Consider the following 15,809-nt stretch of genomic DNA (forward strand, 5'->3'; position numbering starts at 1 on the left):
GCTCTTGCCGCCATGAAATTCCAGCGGCTCCGACTTCTCGGCTTCAAGAGCTTCTGCGAGGCCACAGATTTCCTGATCGAGCCGGGCCTGACCGGCGTCGTCGGGCCGAACGGCTGCGGCAAGTCCAATCTCGTCGAGGCCCTGCGCTGGGTCATGGGCGAGAACTCCTATAAAAACATGCGCGGCTCGGGGATGGATGACGTCATCTTCTCCGGCGGCGGCTCCCGCCCGGCCCGCAATGTCGCGGAAGTCGGCCTCGTGCTGGACAATAGCTCCCGCACCGCCCCGGCCGCCTTCAACGACGCCGAGACTCTGGAAGTCACCCGCCGCATCGAGCGCGAGTCCGGCTCCACCTACAGGATCAACGGCCGCGAGGTGCGCGCCAAGGATGTGCAACTGCTGTTCGCCGACGCGGCGACTGGCGCGCGCTCGCCGGCGCTGGTGCGCCAGGGGCAGATCGGCGAGATCATCTCGGCCAAGCCGCAGGCGCGCCGCCGCATTCTGGAGGACGCCGCCGGCGTCGCCGGCCTACACTCCCGCCGTCACGAGGCGGAGCTGCGGCTGACCGCGGCCGCCGAGAATCTCACCCGCCTCGAGGATGTGTTGAAACAGGTGGACGGCCAGACCGAGAGCCTGCGCCGCCAGGCGCGGCAGGCGCAACGCTATCGCGCCGTCGCGGCCGATATCCGCAAGAACGAGGCGCTCGCCGCCTTCATCGCCCATCGCCAGGCGAGCGAGCAATTGCAGACTGCCGAACGCAAGCTCGGGGAGGATACGAAGCTCGTCGAGGAGCGCACGCTGCAGCAGGCCGAGGCCGCGCGACTGCAGGCGATCGCCGCCTTCGAGCTGCCCAAACTCCGCGACAAGGAGGCCGAGGCCGGCGCCGCGCTGCATCGGCTGATCATGGCCCGCGACGCGCTGGACGGCGAGGAGAAGCGCGCCAAGGAGCGCATCGCCGAGCTGACCCGCCACGCCGAGCAATTCGCCCGCGACGTCGAGCGCGAGCGCGCGCTGATCGACGACGCCGCCGAGGTGACGCAGCGGCTCGAGGACGAGCGCGGCGAGCTGGCCGAGCAGGACGCCATCGGCGCCGAGCGCGAGGAGGAAGCGCGCGAGCGTCTCGCCGAGATAGAGGAGGCGCTGGCCCGCACAGAGGCCGAGCTCTCCGAGGCGCAGCAATCCCTGGCCGGCGTCAACGCCCAGCGCGGCGCGCTGGAGGCGGCGCTGCGCGAGGAGACGCAACGCGTCTCCCGTTTCGAGGCCGAGCTGACCCGCGTCGAGACGGAATTCGCGCTCATCGCCGGCCAGGGCGGAGCAGTGGAGGAGGTGGAGCGCCTCGCCGAATCGCTGGAAATGGCGAGCGAAGCCGCGCGCGAGGCCGACGAGACCGCGCTGATGGCCGAGGAAGCCGCCATCGAGGCGCGCGAGGCGGAGAGCCTGTCGCGCCAGCCGCTGGCCGAGGCCGAGAAGCGCGCCGGACGTCTCGAGACCGAGGCGCGCACGCTGGAGAAGCTGCTGGAATCGGGCGGCGGCGATCTCTGGGCGCCGATCGTCGAGAGCGTCACGGTCGAAAAGGGCTATGAGACCGCGCTGGGCGCCGCGCTCGGCGACGATCTCGACGCGTCCATCGAGACCTCCGCCCCGGCCCATTGGGCGCTCACCTCCGGCGCCGGCGACCCCTCGCTGCCGCCGGGCGTGCGTTCACTTTCCGAGATGGTGCAGGCCCCGCCGGCGCTGGCGCGGCGCCTCGCGCAGATCGGCGTCGTGCTGCGCAGCGAGGGCGCAGCATTGCGCTCCATGCTGAAGCCCGGCCAGCGCCTCGTCTCCAAGGAAGGCGACCTCTGGCGCTGGGACGGATTCACCCAGGCCGCCGAAGCGCCGACGCCGGCCGCGCGCCGTCTCGCCGAGAAGAATCGCCTCGCCGATCTACGCCTCGAGGCCGCCGCCGCCCGCGAGGCCGCCGACGCGCTCGCCGACGAGGCGCAGACGGCGCAGGAGCAGGCGCGCGCCGCCGCCCTCGCCGAAAGCGCCGCCCGCGAGGGACAGCGCCGCGCCCGCGCCGTGGTGGAGGAGGCGCGCGAGCGGCATGTCGTCGCCGAGCGGCGGCTCGGACAGATCGCGCAGCGCCTCTCGGCGCTCGAGGAGGCCAAGGCGCAAATCCTCGCCAATCGCGACGAAGCGGCGATGAAGCGCGAGAGCGCCGCCCATGCGCTGGATGCTCTGGACGAGCCGGCCTCGCTCGCCGGCGCGGTGGAGCATGTGCGTTCCCGCGCAGCCGCCGAGCGCGCCCAGGCCGGCGAAGCCCGCGCCGCGCTCACCTCGCTGCGTCATCAGACGGAGACGCGCGCCGCCCGCAAATCCGCGATCCTGCGCGAGAACGCCTCCTGGATGGAGCGGCGCGACCGCGCCCAGGACCGCATATCGGAATTGGAGCGCCGCCTCGAGGATTCGCGCGAGGAGCAGGAGCGCATCGCCGATTCACCGGAGACCTTCCTGCTCCAGCGCCGCAATCTTCTCTCGGCGATCGAGGAGGCGGACGCCGCCCGCCGCGCCGCCGCCGACGCGCGCACGAGCGGCGAGACGATGCAGGTCGAAGCCGACCGCGCCGCCCGCATGGCGCTGGAGGCGATGAGCGCCGCGCGCGAGGAGAAAGCCCGCAGCGAAGCGCAGCTCGAGGCCGCGCGCCGCCGCGCCGCCGATGTGGAGCACGCCATCGCCATGGAATTGGAGAGCGAGGAGCATTCGCTCGCCGAGCTCGCCGGCATCACCGGCGAGGAGACGCAGCTGCCCTCCATCCCCGACATCGAGCGCAAGCTCGAAGGGCTGAAGGCGGATCGTGACAGGCTCGGCGCCGTCAATCTTCGCGCCGAAAACGAGCTCGCCGAGATCGAGACGCAGCGCGACAAGATGATGGCCGAGCGCGAAGACCTCGCCGAGGCGATCAAGAAATTGCGCGGCGCCATCGCCAGCCTCAACAAGGAAGGCCGCGAGCGCCTGCTCGTCGCCTTCGAGCAGGTGAACGCGCACTTCAAAGATTTGTTCAGCCTGCTCTTCGGCGGCGGCACGGCGGAGTTGCAGCTCATCGAGAGCGACGATCCGCTGGAGGCCGGCCTCGACATTCTCGCGCGCCCGCCGGGCAAGAAGCCGCAGACGATGACTCTGCTCTCCGGCGGCGAGCAGGCGCTCACCGCAATGTCGCTGATCTTCGCGGTGTTCCTCACCAATCCGTCGCCGATCTGCGTGCTCGACGAGGTGGACGCGCCGCTCGACGATTACAATGTCGAGCGCTTCTGCGATCTGCTCGAGGATATGCGCAAGAAGACCGACACGCGCTTCGTCGCCATCACGCACAACCCCATCACCATGGCGCGCATGGATCGTCTGTTCGGCGTGACGCAGGCGGAGCGCGGCATATCGCAGCTCGTCTCCGTCGATCTCGAGCAGGCCGAGAGATACGCGCAGGCGGTCTGAGGGCGCGGGAGGCCCCCTCCCTCACCCTATCGCGTTATTGAACGCACACTGAACGCACACGTCCTCCTCGCCCCCGCGACGTCATGGCCGGGCTCGTCCCGGCCATCCACGCCAGGACGCCGAGGCGTCTTGAGAAGTTCGGCGCGACGCCGAAGCTCCGACAGCGCCAATCGTGAGATGAAATCCGTCGATAGCGGGCGCTTTCCTTCGGTTTCTCAGCTGCTCGGCGTGGATGGCCGGGACAAGCCCGGCCATGACGGCCGCAGTGTCTCGCGATGTGTGACTTCGAGAGCCCCTGTCGCGACGCGAAGCGGGGGAGGGGGCGACTCCCCCCTCTCTCACATTCCCGCGCGTCAGCTCGCCGCCTTCAACGCCTGATCCAGATCGGCGAGAATATCGTCGATATGCTCTATGCCGATGGCGAGGCGCACATAGCCGGGCGTCACGCCGGTCGCGAGCTGCGCCTCCGGCGACAGCTGCGAATGCGTCGTCGTCGCCGGATGAATGGCGAGGCTGCGCGCATCGCCGATATTGGCGACATGATAGAAGAGTTTCAGAGCGTCGATGAAGCGGCGCCCGGCGTCGAGGCCGCCCGCGAGCTCGAAGCCGACAAGCGCGCCATATTTGCCCTTCAGATATTTATCGGCGCGCTCGCGCTCCGCGCCGCTCTGACGCGAGGGGTGAATCACTTTCGTGACCTCGAAGCGCGTCGACAGAAAATCCGCGACGGCCTGCGCATTGGAGACGTGTCGCTCGATGCGCAGCGGCAGAGTCTCTATGCCCTGCAGAGTGAGAAAGGCGTTGAAAGGCGAAACCGCGGAGCCGAGATCGCGCAGCAATGTCGTGCGCGCCTTGATGATATAGGCGACGGGGCCGAGCGGCTTGACCGCCTCCACCCATACCGCGCCGTGATAGCTCGGGTCCGGCGTGTTGAGCGCGGGCTGGCGCGCGGGGAACTTCTCCCAATCGAAATTGCCGCCGTCGATGATCGCGCCGCCGATCGACGTGCCATGGCCGCCGATATATTTGGTCGTCGAATAGACGACGATCGCCGCGCCATGCTCGAGCGGCTTCACCAGAAGCGGCGCGGCGGTGTTGTCGGCGATGAGCGGAATGCCATATTCGCGGCCGATCGCCGCCACTTCCGCAATGGGGAAGACGGTGAGCTTCGGGTTCGGCAGAGTCTCGGCGTAATAGGCGCGCGTGCGATCATCCGTCGCGCGACGGAAATTCTCCGGATCGCTCGGATCGACGAAGCGAACCTCGAGGCCCTGGTCCTTCAGCGTATTGGCGAAGAGATTCCAGGTGCCGCCATAAAGATCGGTGGAGGCGACGACATTGTCGCCGACGCGCGCGAGATTTTGCAGCGCGAAGGCCGAGGCCGCCTGTCCCGAGGAAAGAGCGAGCGCCGCGACGCCGCCCTCGAGCGCGGCGAGACGCTCCTCGAGCACGCCCGTCGTCGGATTGCCGATGCGCGTGTAGATATTGCCCAGCTCCTTCAGCGCGAAGAGATCGGCGGCGTGCTGCGAGTCGCGGAACTGATAGGAGGTCGTCTGATAGATGGGCGGCGCGACGGCGCCGGTCGTCGGATCGGAGCGCCAGCCGGCGTGGAGGGCCAGAGTTTCGGGATGCTTGCTGTCAACGGGCATTTCCGTCCTCGCTCTTTTATCGCGCGTCGGCGCGTTCGTGGGGCGCATTCATGGCGCGCGTTCATCGGCGCACATTCATGGCCGGATTAAACTGGATTATTAGTCTACAAGCAATGTGGGGTTTCGAACCCTCGCCGCCCCACCTGGGCGCGGCGATCCTCCGCGAGCGGAAGTGGCCCGCAGCCGCCGGGGCAAATTGAAACGATTCTTGCTTACCCCCGTCTGTCGCGTCGAGACGCGCGGCGCCTTTCTGCGGGAGCCGCGCCCCAGAACAATCGGGGAGAGTATAATGGCCTTGAAGATCATCGCTTCGCAATGCACGGTTTGCGGAGCTTGTGAGTTCGACTGTCCCACCGCCGCCATTCGCATGAAGGGCGACACCTATATCATCGACCCCAAGAAATGCACGGAATGCGACGGCGAGTCTCCGCATTGCGCCGAGGTTTGTCCGGTTCCCGACACTTGCGTCCCTGCGTGACGCCAGACGCGGCACATTTGTCGACGCGAGCAGCCCTCCCCGGCGGGACGTCCCCGGGGAGAGGCGAAAGCGTATTTATTTTCTGCGGCTTGGCGCGCTAGCGCGCCACCGCCTTCAGCGCCGCATCGCGAACGGCCCGGCCCATCGAGCGACGCTCTCGCCATTCTGCGAAGCCCCCTATCTCCGCAGGACCGCTACGAGATAACGGCCTGCTCGGAAGCGGCGTTCCGATAGGTCACGTCCTGCGGCTCGCCGAATCGAAGGCGGTCGCCGACGGACAGGAGATGATCTTCGTCGCCCTCCCGCAGACGCAGCTCTCCCTCCAAAATCCAGATGACATGCCGGCGGTCCTCATAAGCGCTCGCCGGGAAGGATACGCTCCGGCCTGCCGGCAAAGTGATCTCGACCAATTCGAAATCCACTCCCGGATCGACGAAAATCTGCCTGCGCAGGTAATGCGTCTCCGGGTCGCGCCAAATTACTCCTTCGGGAAATCCAGCCGCATCTCGCGATAGCGCTCAGGGTCGTCGGCCCAGTTCTCGCGCACCTTCACGAATAAAAAGAGATGCACCTTCTGCTCGGCGGCTTCCGCGATCTCGCGGCGCGCCGCCTGGCCGATCGCCTTGATCGTGCGGCCGCCCTCGCCGATGACGATCTTCTTCTGACCGTCGCGGGTGACATAGATCGTCTGCTCTATGCGCGCCGAGCCGTCCTTCTGATTTTCCCAGGACTCGGTCTCGACAGTGGACTGATACGGCAATTCGTCGTGCAGCCGCTCGAAGATTTTTTCGCGCGTGATCTCGGCGGCGAGCAGGCGCAGAGGCGCGTCGGAGAGCTGGTCCTCCGGATAGAGCCAGGGCGAGGGCCGCATCAGCGCGCCGAGCTTGGCCTTCAGATCGGCGACGCCGTCGCCATTGAGCGCGGAGATCATGAAGGTCTCGATGAACTCCGCCTTCTCCGTGAGCGCGGCCGTGAGCGCCAGCAGCGAATCGCGCGGCACCAGATCGATCTTGTTGAGCGCCAGAATTTTCGGCGCGGAGAGCCCGGCGAGCTTGGCGACGATCTCCTCCACCTCGGCGACGATGCCGCGGCGCGCGTCGACGAGCAGCACGATCGCGTCGGCGTCGCCGGCGCCGGCGATGGCGCTCGCCACCATGGCGCGGTCGAGCCTGCGCTTGGGCGCGAAAATGCCGGGCGTGTCGACCAATATGATCTGCGCTTCCCCTTCGAGCGCTATGCCGCGCACGAGGGCGCGGGTCGTCTGCGCCTTGCGCGAGACGATCGACACTTTGGCGCCGACGAGCTGGTTCAGCAGCGTCGATTTGCCGGCGTTTGGCGCGCCGACCAGAGCGACAAAGCCGCAGCTTGTTTCTGTCACGAATATGCGCCTTTCGATGCGAGGCAGAAGTGCTCGGCTTCGACCCTTCGAGACGCCGGCTTCGCCGGCTCCTCAGGGTGAGGGGGCTGTATTTGCATTGCTGTTGCGTGATTCATCAGCCGTCTTCCCGCTCTATGCCTTCGCGATCGAGAAAGGCCTGGGCGGCAGATTGCTCGGCGGCGCGCTTGGAGGCGCCGGCGCCTTCCGCTGCGACAAAACCTTCCACATCGACCGCCACCTCGAAGAAGGGCGCGTGATCCGGCCCGCTGCGCGCGGCGAGGCGGTAGCGCGGCGTCGCCAGGCGGCGGGCCTGCGCCCATTCCTGCAGCGCGGTCTTGGCGTCGCGGAGCCTTCGCCCCGGCGCGCGCATGCGTTCTGCGAAGGCCGCGCGCACCACGGCCTCGGCCGCATGCGGACCGCCGTCGAGATAGACCGCGCCGATGATCGCCTCGCACATATCGCCCAATATGGCGCGTTTCTTCCGCCCGCCGGTCTGCGCCTCGCCGTCGCCGAGCCGCATGAAGGGGCCGACGCCCCAGCGCTCGGCGACTTCCGCGCAGGATTCCTTGCGGACGAGATCGGCGAGCCGCCGCGACAATTCGCCCTCGCTCTCCTGCGGAAAATTCTCATAGAGCATATGGGCGACGACGACGCCGAGCACGCGGTCGCCGAGAAACTCCAGCCGCTCATAGGAGTCCGGCCGCGCCGCAGAGGCGCTGACATGGGTCAGCGCATGCTCCAGCAGGCGACGATTGACGAAGCCATGGCCGACGCTCGCCTCGAGCGCGGCGAGGTCTTCCCGACCGAGAGCTCCCATGGTCGTCTGCTTTGTGCCTGTCGGCCTCAATGCGCCGGCTTGAACAGCCGATCCCATCTCACGGTCCACGGCCAGCGCCAGAAGGCCAGAGCATATTCGTCCTTCTGGACCGAGAAGAAGATGATTTCGGCGCGGCCCACCAGATTTTCGGAGGGCACGTAGCCGACGCCGCCTTCCTCTGGCGCAAAGCGGGAATCGGTCGAATTGTCGCGGTTGTCGCCCATCATGAAATAATTGTTCGGCGGCACGACGAACAGCTCCGTATTGTCCTTATAGCCGTGGTCGCCTTCGATCTCGATGATCGTATGGGCGACGCCGCCGGGCAGAGTCTCGGTATAGGTCGGCACCTCGACCTCGCGGCCGTCGCGCCCCTCGTGCTTCTCCTTGGGCTTGACCTCGCGCGGCACGATCTCGCCATTGATATAGAGACGCCCCTCGATCATCTGGATGCGGTCGCCGGGCAGGCCGATGACGCGCTTGATGTAGTCGGTCTCATTGTCGCGCGGCAGCTTGAACACTGCCACATCGCCGCGCTTGGGCTGCGAGCCGAGCACGCGGCCGGAGAAGAGATCGAGCCGCCAGTCGAGATAAGGCACGGAGGGCAGCGAGTAGTTCGAATAGCCATAGGCGTATTTCGAGACGAAGACATAGTCGCCGATCAACAAGGTCGGGATCATCGAGCCCGAAGGAATGTTGAAAGGCTGAAACAGCAGCGTGCGAATGACGAGGGCGATGACCAGCGCCTGGACGATCACCTTGATCGTCTCGAGCAAACCACCTTCGTCGCGCCGTTCGGCGACCGAGACGTTCCTGCTCAAACCGCGTCACTCCCTTTTGGCCGATGCCGCTTTCGGTCGTCCTGGATCAATTTGCGAGCGAGCCTGAAGGCTCGCGGTCGATGAACTTCGGACCGCGAGCCTTCAGGCTCGCAAAGCTCGTCTATCACGTCAGCGCCTCTATGAGAACCTGGGCCTGCGCGAGTGGATATTCGTCGGTCAATGTGAGGTGAATGACCACTTTCGCGCCCTTTGGCGTGATCTCGGCCAGCCGCTCGGCGGCGCCGCCCGTCAGCTCGACCGTGGGCTTGCCCGAGGGCAGATTCACCACCCCCATGGTTTTCCAAGTGATTCCGTCCTTTATGCCGGTGCCGAGCGCCTTGGCGCAGGCCTCCTTGGCGGCGAAGCGCTTGGCGTAGGAGGCCGCGCGCGTAGCGCGCCCTTCCGATTTCTCGCGTTCTATGTCGGTGAAGCAACGGTGGATGAACCGCTCGCCATAGCGCTCGAGCGCCTGCTCTATGCGGCGTATGTCGCAGAGGTCGCTGCCGAAGCCGATGATCATGAGGCGCCCGCGCCCTCGTCGATCGCGCGGCGCATGGCGCGGATCGATTCGGCGAGGCCGACGAACACCGCCTCGCCGATGAGGAAATGGCCGATGTTCAATTCGACGATCTGCGGCAGAGCGGCGATGCGCCGCGCCGTCGCATAGTCCAGCCCATGGCCGGCGTGGCACTCGAGCCCGCGTTCCGCCGTATGGGCCGCGGCGGCGACGATGCGGGCGAACTCGCGCTCTGCGGCCTCATGGTCTCCCACTTCGACGGCGTGGCACCATGCGCCCGTATGCAGCTCGACGACCGGCGCGCGAATAGAGTCGGCGGCGTCGATCGCCTCGGCGCCCGGCTCGATGAACAGAGAGACGCGAATGCCGGCCCGGTTCAGCTCGTCGACGAAGGGGACGAGATGGTTATGGCCGCCGATGACGTCGAGCCCGCCCTCCGTGGTGCGCTCCGTGCGACGTTCGGGCACGAGGCAGACGGCGTGCGGCTTCGTCTTCAGCGCGATATCGAGCATTTGCTCGGTCGCGGCCATCTCGAAATTCAGCGGTTTGGATATCTCGGCTCTGAGGCGCGCCATATCCTCGTCGCGAATGTGGCGGCGATCCTCGCGCAAATGCGCCGTTATGCCGTCGGCGCCGGCCTCGATCGCGAGCAGGGCGGCGCGCAGCGGGTCCGGCCCTTGCCCTCCGCGGGCGTTACGTATCGTCGCGACGTGATCGACATTCACGCCGAGGCGGATGCGGCGAGCGTTCATCTTTCCTCACCTCGATCCTTGTCTTGCCTCACCCGATCACGCGCTCGACCTTGCTGACCAGCGCGCTGGCCCGCAGCCGGGCGATGATCTCGTTCAAATGCTTCAGATCGGCGACCTCGAGATCGAATCGCATCTCACGAAAGTCGGGAGAATGGATGGCGAAGGCGACATTGTCGATATTGGCTCCCGTCTCGCCGATCAGCGTCGCCAGCCCGCCCAGCGTTCCCGGCTCGTTGATCGCCGTCACCACGAGGCAGGCCGGGAACAATTCCCGGCTCTCCGGATCGATATCCCAGCGCACGTCGAGCCAGCGGTCGGGCTGGTCGTCGAAGGCGGTGAGCGCCGGCGATTGAATCGGATAGATGGTGATGCCCTCGCCCGGCGTCAGTATGCCGACGATGCGGTCGCCCGGCACGGCGCCGCCCTCCGGCGCGAAGCGCACCGGCACGTCGCCGCGCAGGCCGCGGATCGGAATGGCGCTCGCCTGATCGGGCGCGCCGGGCGCCTTGAACACGACATTGGCGTTGGACTTCATGCCGAACCAGCCGGGCTCGCCCGGCTCGAGACGCATTTGCTGGGCGGGCTTTCTCTCCTCGCTGAAGTCCGGATAGACGGATTTCACCACATCGCCCGAATAGATCTCGCCGCGGCCGACGGCGGCGAAAGCATCCTCCAGCGAGGCGCGGGCGAGCCGCGGCAGCGCGGCCTTGAGCTTCTCGTCCGAGACCGCTCGGCCGGCGCGCTCGAAGGCGCGGGTGACGATCTGCCGGCCGAGCCCGGCATATTGCATCCGCACGGCCTCGCGCGTCGCGCGGCGGATGGCGGAGCGCGCTTTGCCGGTGACGACGAGCGACTCCCAGGCCGCCGGCGGCACATGCCCCTCGGCGCGGATGATCTCCACCTCGTCGCCGTTCTGTAATTGCGACAGAACCGGCGCTATGCGTCCATTGATCTTGGCTCCGACGGCGGAATCGCCGACGCGCGTATGCACCGCATAGGCGAAATCGATCGGCGTCGCGCCGCGCGGCAGCGCGATGAGCCCACCCTTGGGCGTGAAGCAGAACACCTGGTCCTGGAAGAGCTCGAGCCGCGTATGCTCCAGAAATTCTTCCGGACTGTCGCCATGGGCGAGCAACTCGAGCGTGTCCTGCAGCCATTTGAAGGCGCGGCTCTCCTTGGCGAGCTCCTCCTTGCCCTCGTCGCTGGACGAATCCTTGTAGAGCGCATGGGCGGCGATGCCGAAACGCGCGATCTCATGCATGGCGGCGGTGCGGATCTGCAATTCGACGCGCTGATGGCCGGGGCCGATCACTGTCGTGTGAATGGAGCGATAGTCGTTCTGCTTGGGCGTCGAAATATAGTCTTTGAAGCGGCCCGGCACGCTCGGCCATTTGGTATGCACGATGCCGAGCGCACGATAGCAGTCCTCGACATCGTCGACGATGATGCGGAAGCCGAAAATATCCGAGAGCTGCTCGAAGGCGATCGATTTGCGCTCCATCTTGCGCCAGACGGAGAAGGGCGTCTTCTGCCGGCCGGTGACCGCCGCGTGAATGCCGCGGGCGGCGAATTCCTGCGTCAGCTCCTTCTCGATCTTTTTGATGATGCGGCCATTTTTGGCGCGCAGCTCGTGCAACCGGGTCTCGATCGCCTGATAGGCCTCTGGCGTCAGATGGCGGAAGGCCAGCCCCTCCAGCTCCTCACGCAGGCGCTGCATGCCCATGCGGCCGGCGAGCGGAGCATAAATGTCGAGCGTCTCCTGCGCGATGCGGGCGCGTTTTTCCGGCGGCACGAAATGCAGCGTGCGCATATTGTGCAGCCGATCCGCGAGCTTGACCAACAGCACGCGGACGTCCTCGGCGACGGCGAGCAGCAGCTTGCGGAAATTTTCGCCCTGCGCCGCTTTTTTGGAGACGAGGTCGAGCTTCTCGATCTTGGTCAGCCCGTCGACGAGCTTGCCGATCTGCGGGCCGAACAGGCGGTTGATCTCGTCGAGCGTGGAGCTCGTGTCCTCCACCGTGTCGTGCAGCACGGCGGCGACGATGGTGGCGTCGTCCAGCTTGAGGTCGGTGAGGATCGCCGCGACTTCGAGCGGATGGGAGAAATAAGGGTCGCCGGAGGCGCGGGTCTGCTGGCCATGCGCCTTCATGGCGTAGACATAGGCCCGATTCAGCAAATCCTCGTCGACCTGCGGGTTGTATTTGCGCACCCGCTCGACGAGTTCATATTGGCGCATCATCGGCGTCGACCAACGATCTGGTTGCGCGGATCGTCGGGGGCGTCGCGGAACTCACGGGGAAGATCGGACGGGAGACGGCGCGAGGGCCCGAAGCCGGCCGACGGCCGCATTCGAGCGCGATTGTAGAACAGCTCGCCGCCGGCCTCTAGCGATTTCGGCGGCAGTCCCTCGCGGGGCGGCGAATTACTCGCCTTCGTCCTCGACCTCGGCCGGAGGCACCAGCCCTTCGAGCCCGCGGAGAAGATCCTCCTCCGTCATGCGGTCGAATTGCCCGTCGCCGCCGTCGGAATCCGGCGCGGCGGCGAGCGAGGGCACCGTCTCGGTCTCGGGCTCGTCGACCTCGACATGGCGCTGCAGAGAATGGATGAAGTCTTCCTTGAGATCGTCGGGCGAAAGCGCGGTCTCGGCGATTTCGCGAAGCGCGACGACCGGGTTCTTGTCCTTGTCGCGCTCCACCAGAATCGACTGGCCGGAGGAGATGAGCCGCGCGCGATGCGCCGCGAGCAGAACCAGATCGAAGCGGTTCTCGATTTTGTCGATGCAGTCTTCGACGGTGACGCGCGCCATGTCGTGCGGACTCCTCTAGCGTTCGATCGAGCCGCCTGCTACACTAATTTTTTGGCGCTGGCAATGCGCGACGGCGCGGCGTCGCGCACGCCCGTGATCTGCCAGAGCGATCCCGGACTGTCGCCGCCATCTATTGCTGTAGTATTTCTGGACGGATTTTTCGCGTACCCCCTTGACGACCGTCGATACATGGTCGATTTACGACATTAATGAAGGGCGTGACTGTAATGTGACCAAACCTGTTCGCGAATGGCGCGCATGTTTGCGACGCGCGCGTTCGACGCGACATAACGCGAGCGGAAGCGACAGAGTTGCGTCATTGTGGAGAAGCGTGCTGCCAGTAGGGTCGACAGCGCGCGTGGCAAGCGGCGGCCCCTCGATACTGGACCCGACAAGCGAGACCAAGAACGATGGCAGACCCGGAACGAATTGCCTTATTCATTGATGGCGCCAACCTCTATGCGACAGCCAAATCGCTCGGGTTCGATATCGATTACAAACGGCTGCTGCGCGAGTTCCAGGGCAAAGGCCGCCTGATCCGCGCCTTCTATTACACGGCGCTGATCGAGGATCAGGAGTATTCGTCGATCCGTCCGCTGATCGACTGGCTCGACTACAACGGCTATGCCGTCGTGACCAAGCCGACCAAGGAGTTCGTCGATTCGCTCGGCCGCCGCAAGGTCAAGGGCAATATGGACATAGAGCTCGCCGTCGACGCGATGGAGATGGCGGAGCATATCGACCATATGGTCCTGTTCTCCGGCGACGGCGACTTCCGCTCCCTGGTCGAGGCCGTGCAGCGCAAGGGCGTGCGCGTCTCGGTGATCTCGACGATCACCACCCAGCCGCCCATGATCGCCGACGAGCTTCGCCGTCAGGCCGACGAATTCGTCGATCTCATCCATCTCGTCGGCAAGATCGGCCGCGATCCGGGTGAGCGCGCCGAGCGCATGCAGCGCTTCCAGGAGCGCCGGCCGCAGCCGGTGACGCCGGGCGGCGCCCCCGACGACGATCACGAGGTCTGAACGACCTTCGAAGCCAGCTGAATGCGCGGACGAGCCGGGCCACGACTGCCCGCTCTGTCCGCGCCTCGTCGTTTATCGGCGTGAGCTGAGGGAGAGGCATCCCGATTGGCATAATGCGCCAGTGGCCGATTTCGGTCCGCTCGACGCGCGTCTTCTGGTGGTTGGCCTCGCGCCCGGGCGCATGGGCGCCAATCGCACCGGCCGCCCTTTCACCGGCGACGACGCCGGCCGTCTCCTCTACGTCACCCTCACGGAATTCGGCTTTTCGAGCGGCGTCTATGACTCCCGCGCCAACGACGGCGTCGCCCTTCGCGATTGCCGTATTACCAATGTCCTGCGCTGCGTCCCGCCCGGCAACAAGCCGCTCCCGGCCGAGCTTTCGGCCTGCCGCCCCTTCTTCGTCGCGACGCTCCGCCGCCTGAAACAGCCGCGACTCATCGTCGCGCTCGGCCGCATCGCCCATGAGGGCGTGCTGCGCGGCCTATCGCTGAAGCCCGGCGGATTCCCCTTCGCCCATGGGCGCGAGCATGAGATCGTCTCCAATACTACAAAGACGCCTATTATCCTTATCGACAGCTATCATTGCTCGCGGCTCAACACCAATACGGGCGCGCTGACGCCGCAGATGTTTCGCGCGATCTTCGCGCGGGCGCGGGAAATTTTGAACGAAAGCTGATCTCTGCTCAGCCGCGGTCGCGCAGCAGGCGACTCTTCTCACGGCCCCAATCGCGCTTCTTCTCCACCTCGCGCTTGTCGTGCAGCTTCTTGCCGCGCCCCAGCGCGATCTGCAGCTTGGCGCGGCCGCGCTCGTTGAAATAGAGCTTCATCGGCACGATGGTCATGCCCTCGCGCTCCACACCCTGCGCCAGCTTGGCCAGTTCGCGCTGCTTCAACAGCAGCTTGCGCAGCCTTTTGGGCTCGTGATTGAAGCGATTGCCGGACAGATATTCGGGAATAGTGGCGTTGACGAGCCAGGCCTCGCCCTTGCGGTCGACATGGGCGTAGCTCTCGGCGATCGTCGCCTTGCCGGTGCGCAGCGATTTCACCTCCGTTCCCGTCAGCGACAGGCCGGCCTCGAAGGTCTCGCCGATCTCATAATCGTAGCGCGCGCGCCGATTGTCGGCGACGACCTTGAAATTGGGCTTTTCTTTCTCGGCCACGGCTTGCGATCCTGCGTTCGGCTCAGGCGTCCAGCACGCCCGCCGAGACGAGGGCGCCGCGAATCGCCTCCTTCGTCGGCTCTGAGGAGGGCACGAGCGGCAGGCGCACCTCTTCCCCCGCGCGGCCGAGCAGCGAGAGGCCATATTTGGCCCCGGTCACGCCGGCCTCGAGGAAGATCGCCTGCTGCAGCGCGGTGAGGCGGTCCTGCAGCGCCAGCGCCGTCTTGAAGTCTCCGGCGAGCGCTGCGGTCTGCAGATCGGCGCAGAGCCTCGGCGCGACATTGGAGACGACGGAGATGACGCCGATCGCGCCGACGGCGACACTCGCCAGCGCCAGTATGTCGTCGCCGGAGAATTGCACGAAGTCCGGCCCGATGGCGGCGCGCTGCTGCAGAATGCGGCCGACATTGCCGGTCGCGTCCTTGACGCCCACGATGGTCTTCAGCTCGGCGAGCCGGGCGAGTGTGGCGACGCTCATGTCGACCACCGAGCGCGGCGGGATATTGTAGACGATGATCGGAATGGAGATCGCCTTCGCCACCGCCTCGAAATGGCGGTAGAGGCCTTCCTGATTCGGCTTGTTGTAATAGGGCGTGACGACGAGCACGCCGTCGGCGCCCGCCTCCTGCGCATGGCGGGCGAGGTCGACCGCCTCGCGCGTATTGTTGGAGCCGGCTCCGGCGATGACGGGGACGCGGCCGGCGGCCTGGCGGATCACGGTCTCGACGACGGCGCGATGTTCTTCGTGGCTCAAAGTCGGGCTCTCGCCCGTCGTGCCTACGGGAACCAGGCCATGCGTCCCGCTCTCGATCTGCCAGTCGACGAGCGCGCGCAGCGCTGCGTAGTCGACCGCGCCATCGGCGAAAGGCGTGACCAGAGCGGTGTAGGATCCTCTAAAGACTGCCTTGTCGTTCATATGCCGTCGCTTTCGCTGCGCC

At 66.2% G+C, this 15,809-nt stretch carries 15 protein-coding genes; 4 read left to right on the forward strand and 11 right to left on the reverse strand.

Annotation, left to right across the window (positions count from 1 at the left end; genetic code table 11):
- Positions 1 to 12: 12 nt before the first annotated feature.
- The gene (gene smc, locus IY145_RS07645) at positions 13 to 3,471 is read left to right on the forward strand and encodes a chromosome segregation protein SMC (protein ID WP_196407662.1); all 3,459 of its coding nucleotides are present in this window, start codon (positions 13 to 15) and stop codon (positions 3,469 to 3,471) included.
- Positions 3,472 to 3,824: 353 nt separating this feature from the next.
- On the opposite strand, the gene IY145_RS07650 is transcribed toward smc, so the two are convergent.
- Positions 3,825 to 5,120: an O-acetylhomoserine aminocarboxypropyltransferase/cysteine synthase family protein gene (locus IY145_RS07650; RefSeq protein WP_196407663.1), complete on the reverse strand. Its 1,296-nt coding sequence runs from the start codon at positions 5,118 to 5,120 to the stop codon at positions 3,825 to 3,827.
- A gap of 289 nt (positions 5,121 to 5,409) precedes the next feature.
- Here IY145_RS07650 and IY145_RS07655 point away from each other — a divergent pair, with 289 nt between their 5' ends.
- The gene (locus IY145_RS07655; protein WP_018267040.1) at positions 5,410 to 5,598 is read left to right on the forward strand and encodes a 4Fe-4S dicluster domain-containing protein; all 189 of its coding nucleotides are present in this window, start codon (positions 5,410 to 5,412) and stop codon (positions 5,596 to 5,598) included.
- 194 nt (positions 5,599 to 5,792) lie between these two features.
- Here IY145_RS07655 and IY145_RS07660 read toward each other — a convergent pair whose 3' ends face one another.
- The 8 genes from IY145_RS07660 to rpoZ all read right to left on the reverse strand — a co-directional run bounded on the left by IY145_RS07660 (position 5,793) and on the right by rpoZ (position 12,686).
- Entirely contained in the window at positions 5,793 to 6,020 is a 228-nt protein-coding gene (locus IY145_RS07660) for a cupin domain-containing protein (RefSeq protein ID WP_196407664.1), read from the reverse strand.
- Between the two features lie 56 nt (positions 6,021 to 6,076).
- Positions 6,077 to 6,976, reverse strand: a complete 900-nt coding sequence (era, locus tag IY145_RS07665; RefSeq protein ID WP_196407665.1) for a GTPase Era — start codon at positions 6,974 to 6,976, stop codon at positions 6,077 to 6,079.
- Positions 6,977 to 7,091: 115 nt separating this feature from the next.
- On the reverse strand, positions 7,092 to 7,793 hold the full coding sequence (gene rnc, locus IY145_RS07670; protein ID WP_196407666.1) for a ribonuclease III: 702 nt from the start codon (positions 7,791 to 7,793) through the stop codon (positions 7,092 to 7,094).
- A 26-nt stretch (positions 7,794 to 7,819) separates the two neighbouring features.
- Positions 7,820 to 8,611, reverse strand: a complete 792-nt coding sequence (gene lepB / locus IY145_RS07675) for a signal peptidase I (protein WP_196407667.1) — start codon at positions 8,609 to 8,611, stop codon at positions 7,820 to 7,822.
- A 124-nt stretch (positions 8,612 to 8,735) separates the two neighbouring features.
- On the reverse strand, positions 8,736 to 9,131 hold the full coding sequence (gene acpS, locus IY145_RS07680) for a holo-ACP synthase (RefSeq protein WP_196407668.1): 396 nt from the start codon (positions 9,129 to 9,131) through the stop codon (positions 8,736 to 8,738).
- Complete coding sequence (locus IY145_RS07685) at positions 9,128 to 9,880, reverse strand: pyridoxine 5'-phosphate synthase (protein ID WP_196407669.1); 753 nt, start codon at positions 9,878 to 9,880, stop codon at positions 9,128 to 9,130. Before IY145_RS07685 ends, acpS begins: the two co-directional genes overlap by 4 nt.
- Before the next feature lie 28 nt (positions 9,881 to 9,908).
- A complete protein-coding gene (locus IY145_RS07690) occupies positions 9,909 to 12,119 on the reverse strand; it encodes a bifunctional (p)ppGpp synthetase/guanosine-3',5'-bis(diphosphate) 3'-pyrophosphohydrolase (RefSeq protein WP_196407670.1) in 2,211 nt (736 codons plus the stop codon).
- 183 nt (positions 12,120 to 12,302) lie between these two features.
- The gene (gene rpoZ, locus IY145_RS07695; RefSeq protein WP_196407671.1) at positions 12,303 to 12,686 is read right to left on the reverse strand and encodes a DNA-directed RNA polymerase subunit omega; all 384 of its coding nucleotides are present in this window, start codon (positions 12,684 to 12,686) and stop codon (positions 12,303 to 12,305) included.
- A 410-nt stretch (positions 12,687 to 13,096) separates the two neighbouring features.
- Between rpoZ and IY145_RS07700 the strand changes: the two genes are divergently transcribed.
- Positions 13,097 to 13,711 carry an NYN domain-containing protein gene (locus IY145_RS07700; RefSeq protein WP_196407672.1) on the forward strand — a complete coding sequence of 205 codons (615 nt, stop codon included), beginning with the start codon at positions 13,097 to 13,099 and terminating at the stop codon, positions 13,709 to 13,711.
- A 121-nt stretch (positions 13,712 to 13,832) separates the two neighbouring features.
- Positions 13,833 to 14,387, forward strand: coding sequence for a uracil-DNA glycosylase (locus tag IY145_RS07705; protein ID WP_312030562.1), 555 nt, complete (start codon positions 13,833 to 13,835; stop codon positions 14,385 to 14,387).
- A gap of 7 nt (positions 14,388 to 14,394) precedes the next feature.
- Here IY145_RS07705 and smpB read toward each other — a convergent pair whose 3' ends face one another.
- On the reverse strand, positions 14,395 to 14,871 hold the full coding sequence (gene smpB, locus IY145_RS07710; RefSeq protein WP_196407673.1) for an SsrA-binding protein SmpB: 477 nt from the start codon (positions 14,869 to 14,871) through the stop codon (positions 14,395 to 14,397).
- 22 nt (positions 14,872 to 14,893) lie between these two features.
- Complete coding sequence (dapA, locus tag IY145_RS07715; protein ID WP_196407674.1) at positions 14,894 to 15,787, reverse strand: 4-hydroxy-tetrahydrodipicolinate synthase; 894 nt, start codon at positions 15,785 to 15,787, stop codon at positions 14,894 to 14,896.
- Positions 15,788 to 15,809 lie beyond the last annotated feature (22 nt).

This window comes from Methylosinus sp. H3A, from assembly GCF_015709455.1.
GTDB lineage: Bacteria > Pseudomonadota > Alphaproteobacteria > Rhizobiales > Beijerinckiaceae > Methylosinus.

Coding starts and splice junctions, on each gene's coding strand:
- smc (WP_196407662.1), top strand. CDS start 13: ATGAAATTCCAGCGGCTCCGACTTCTCGGCTTCAAGAGCTTCTGCGAG.
- IY145_RS07650 (WP_196407663.1), bottom strand. CDS start 5,120: ATGCCCGTTGACAGCAAGCATCCCGAAACTCTGGCCCTCCACGCCGGC.
- IY145_RS07655 (WP_018267040.1), top strand. CDS start 5,410: ATGGCCTTGAAGATCATCGCTTCGCAATGCACGGTTTGCGGAGCTTGT.
- rnc (WP_196407666.1), bottom strand. CDS start 7,793: ATGGGAGCTCTCGGTCGGGAAGACCTCGCCGCGCTCGAGGCGAGCGTC.
- acpS (WP_196407668.1), bottom strand. CDS start 9,131: ATGATCATCGGCTTCGGCAGCGACCTCTGCGACATACGCCGCATAGAG.
- IY145_RS07685 (WP_196407669.1), bottom strand. CDS start 9,880: ATGAACGCTCGCCGCATCCGCCTCGGCGTGAATGTCGATCACGTCGCG.
- IY145_RS07690 (WP_196407670.1), bottom strand. CDS start 12,119: ATGATGCGCCAATATGAACTCGTCGAGCGGGTGCGCAAATACAACCCG.
- rpoZ (WP_196407671.1), bottom strand. CDS start 12,686: ATGGCGCGCGTCACCGTCGAAGACTGCATCGACAAAATCGAGAACCGC.
- IY145_RS07700 (WP_196407672.1), top strand. CDS start 13,097: ATGGCAGACCCGGAACGAATTGCCTTATTCATTGATGGCGCCAACCTC.
- dapA (WP_196407674.1), bottom strand. CDS start 15,787: ATGAACGACAAGGCAGTCTTTAGAGGATCCTACACCGCTCTGGTCACG.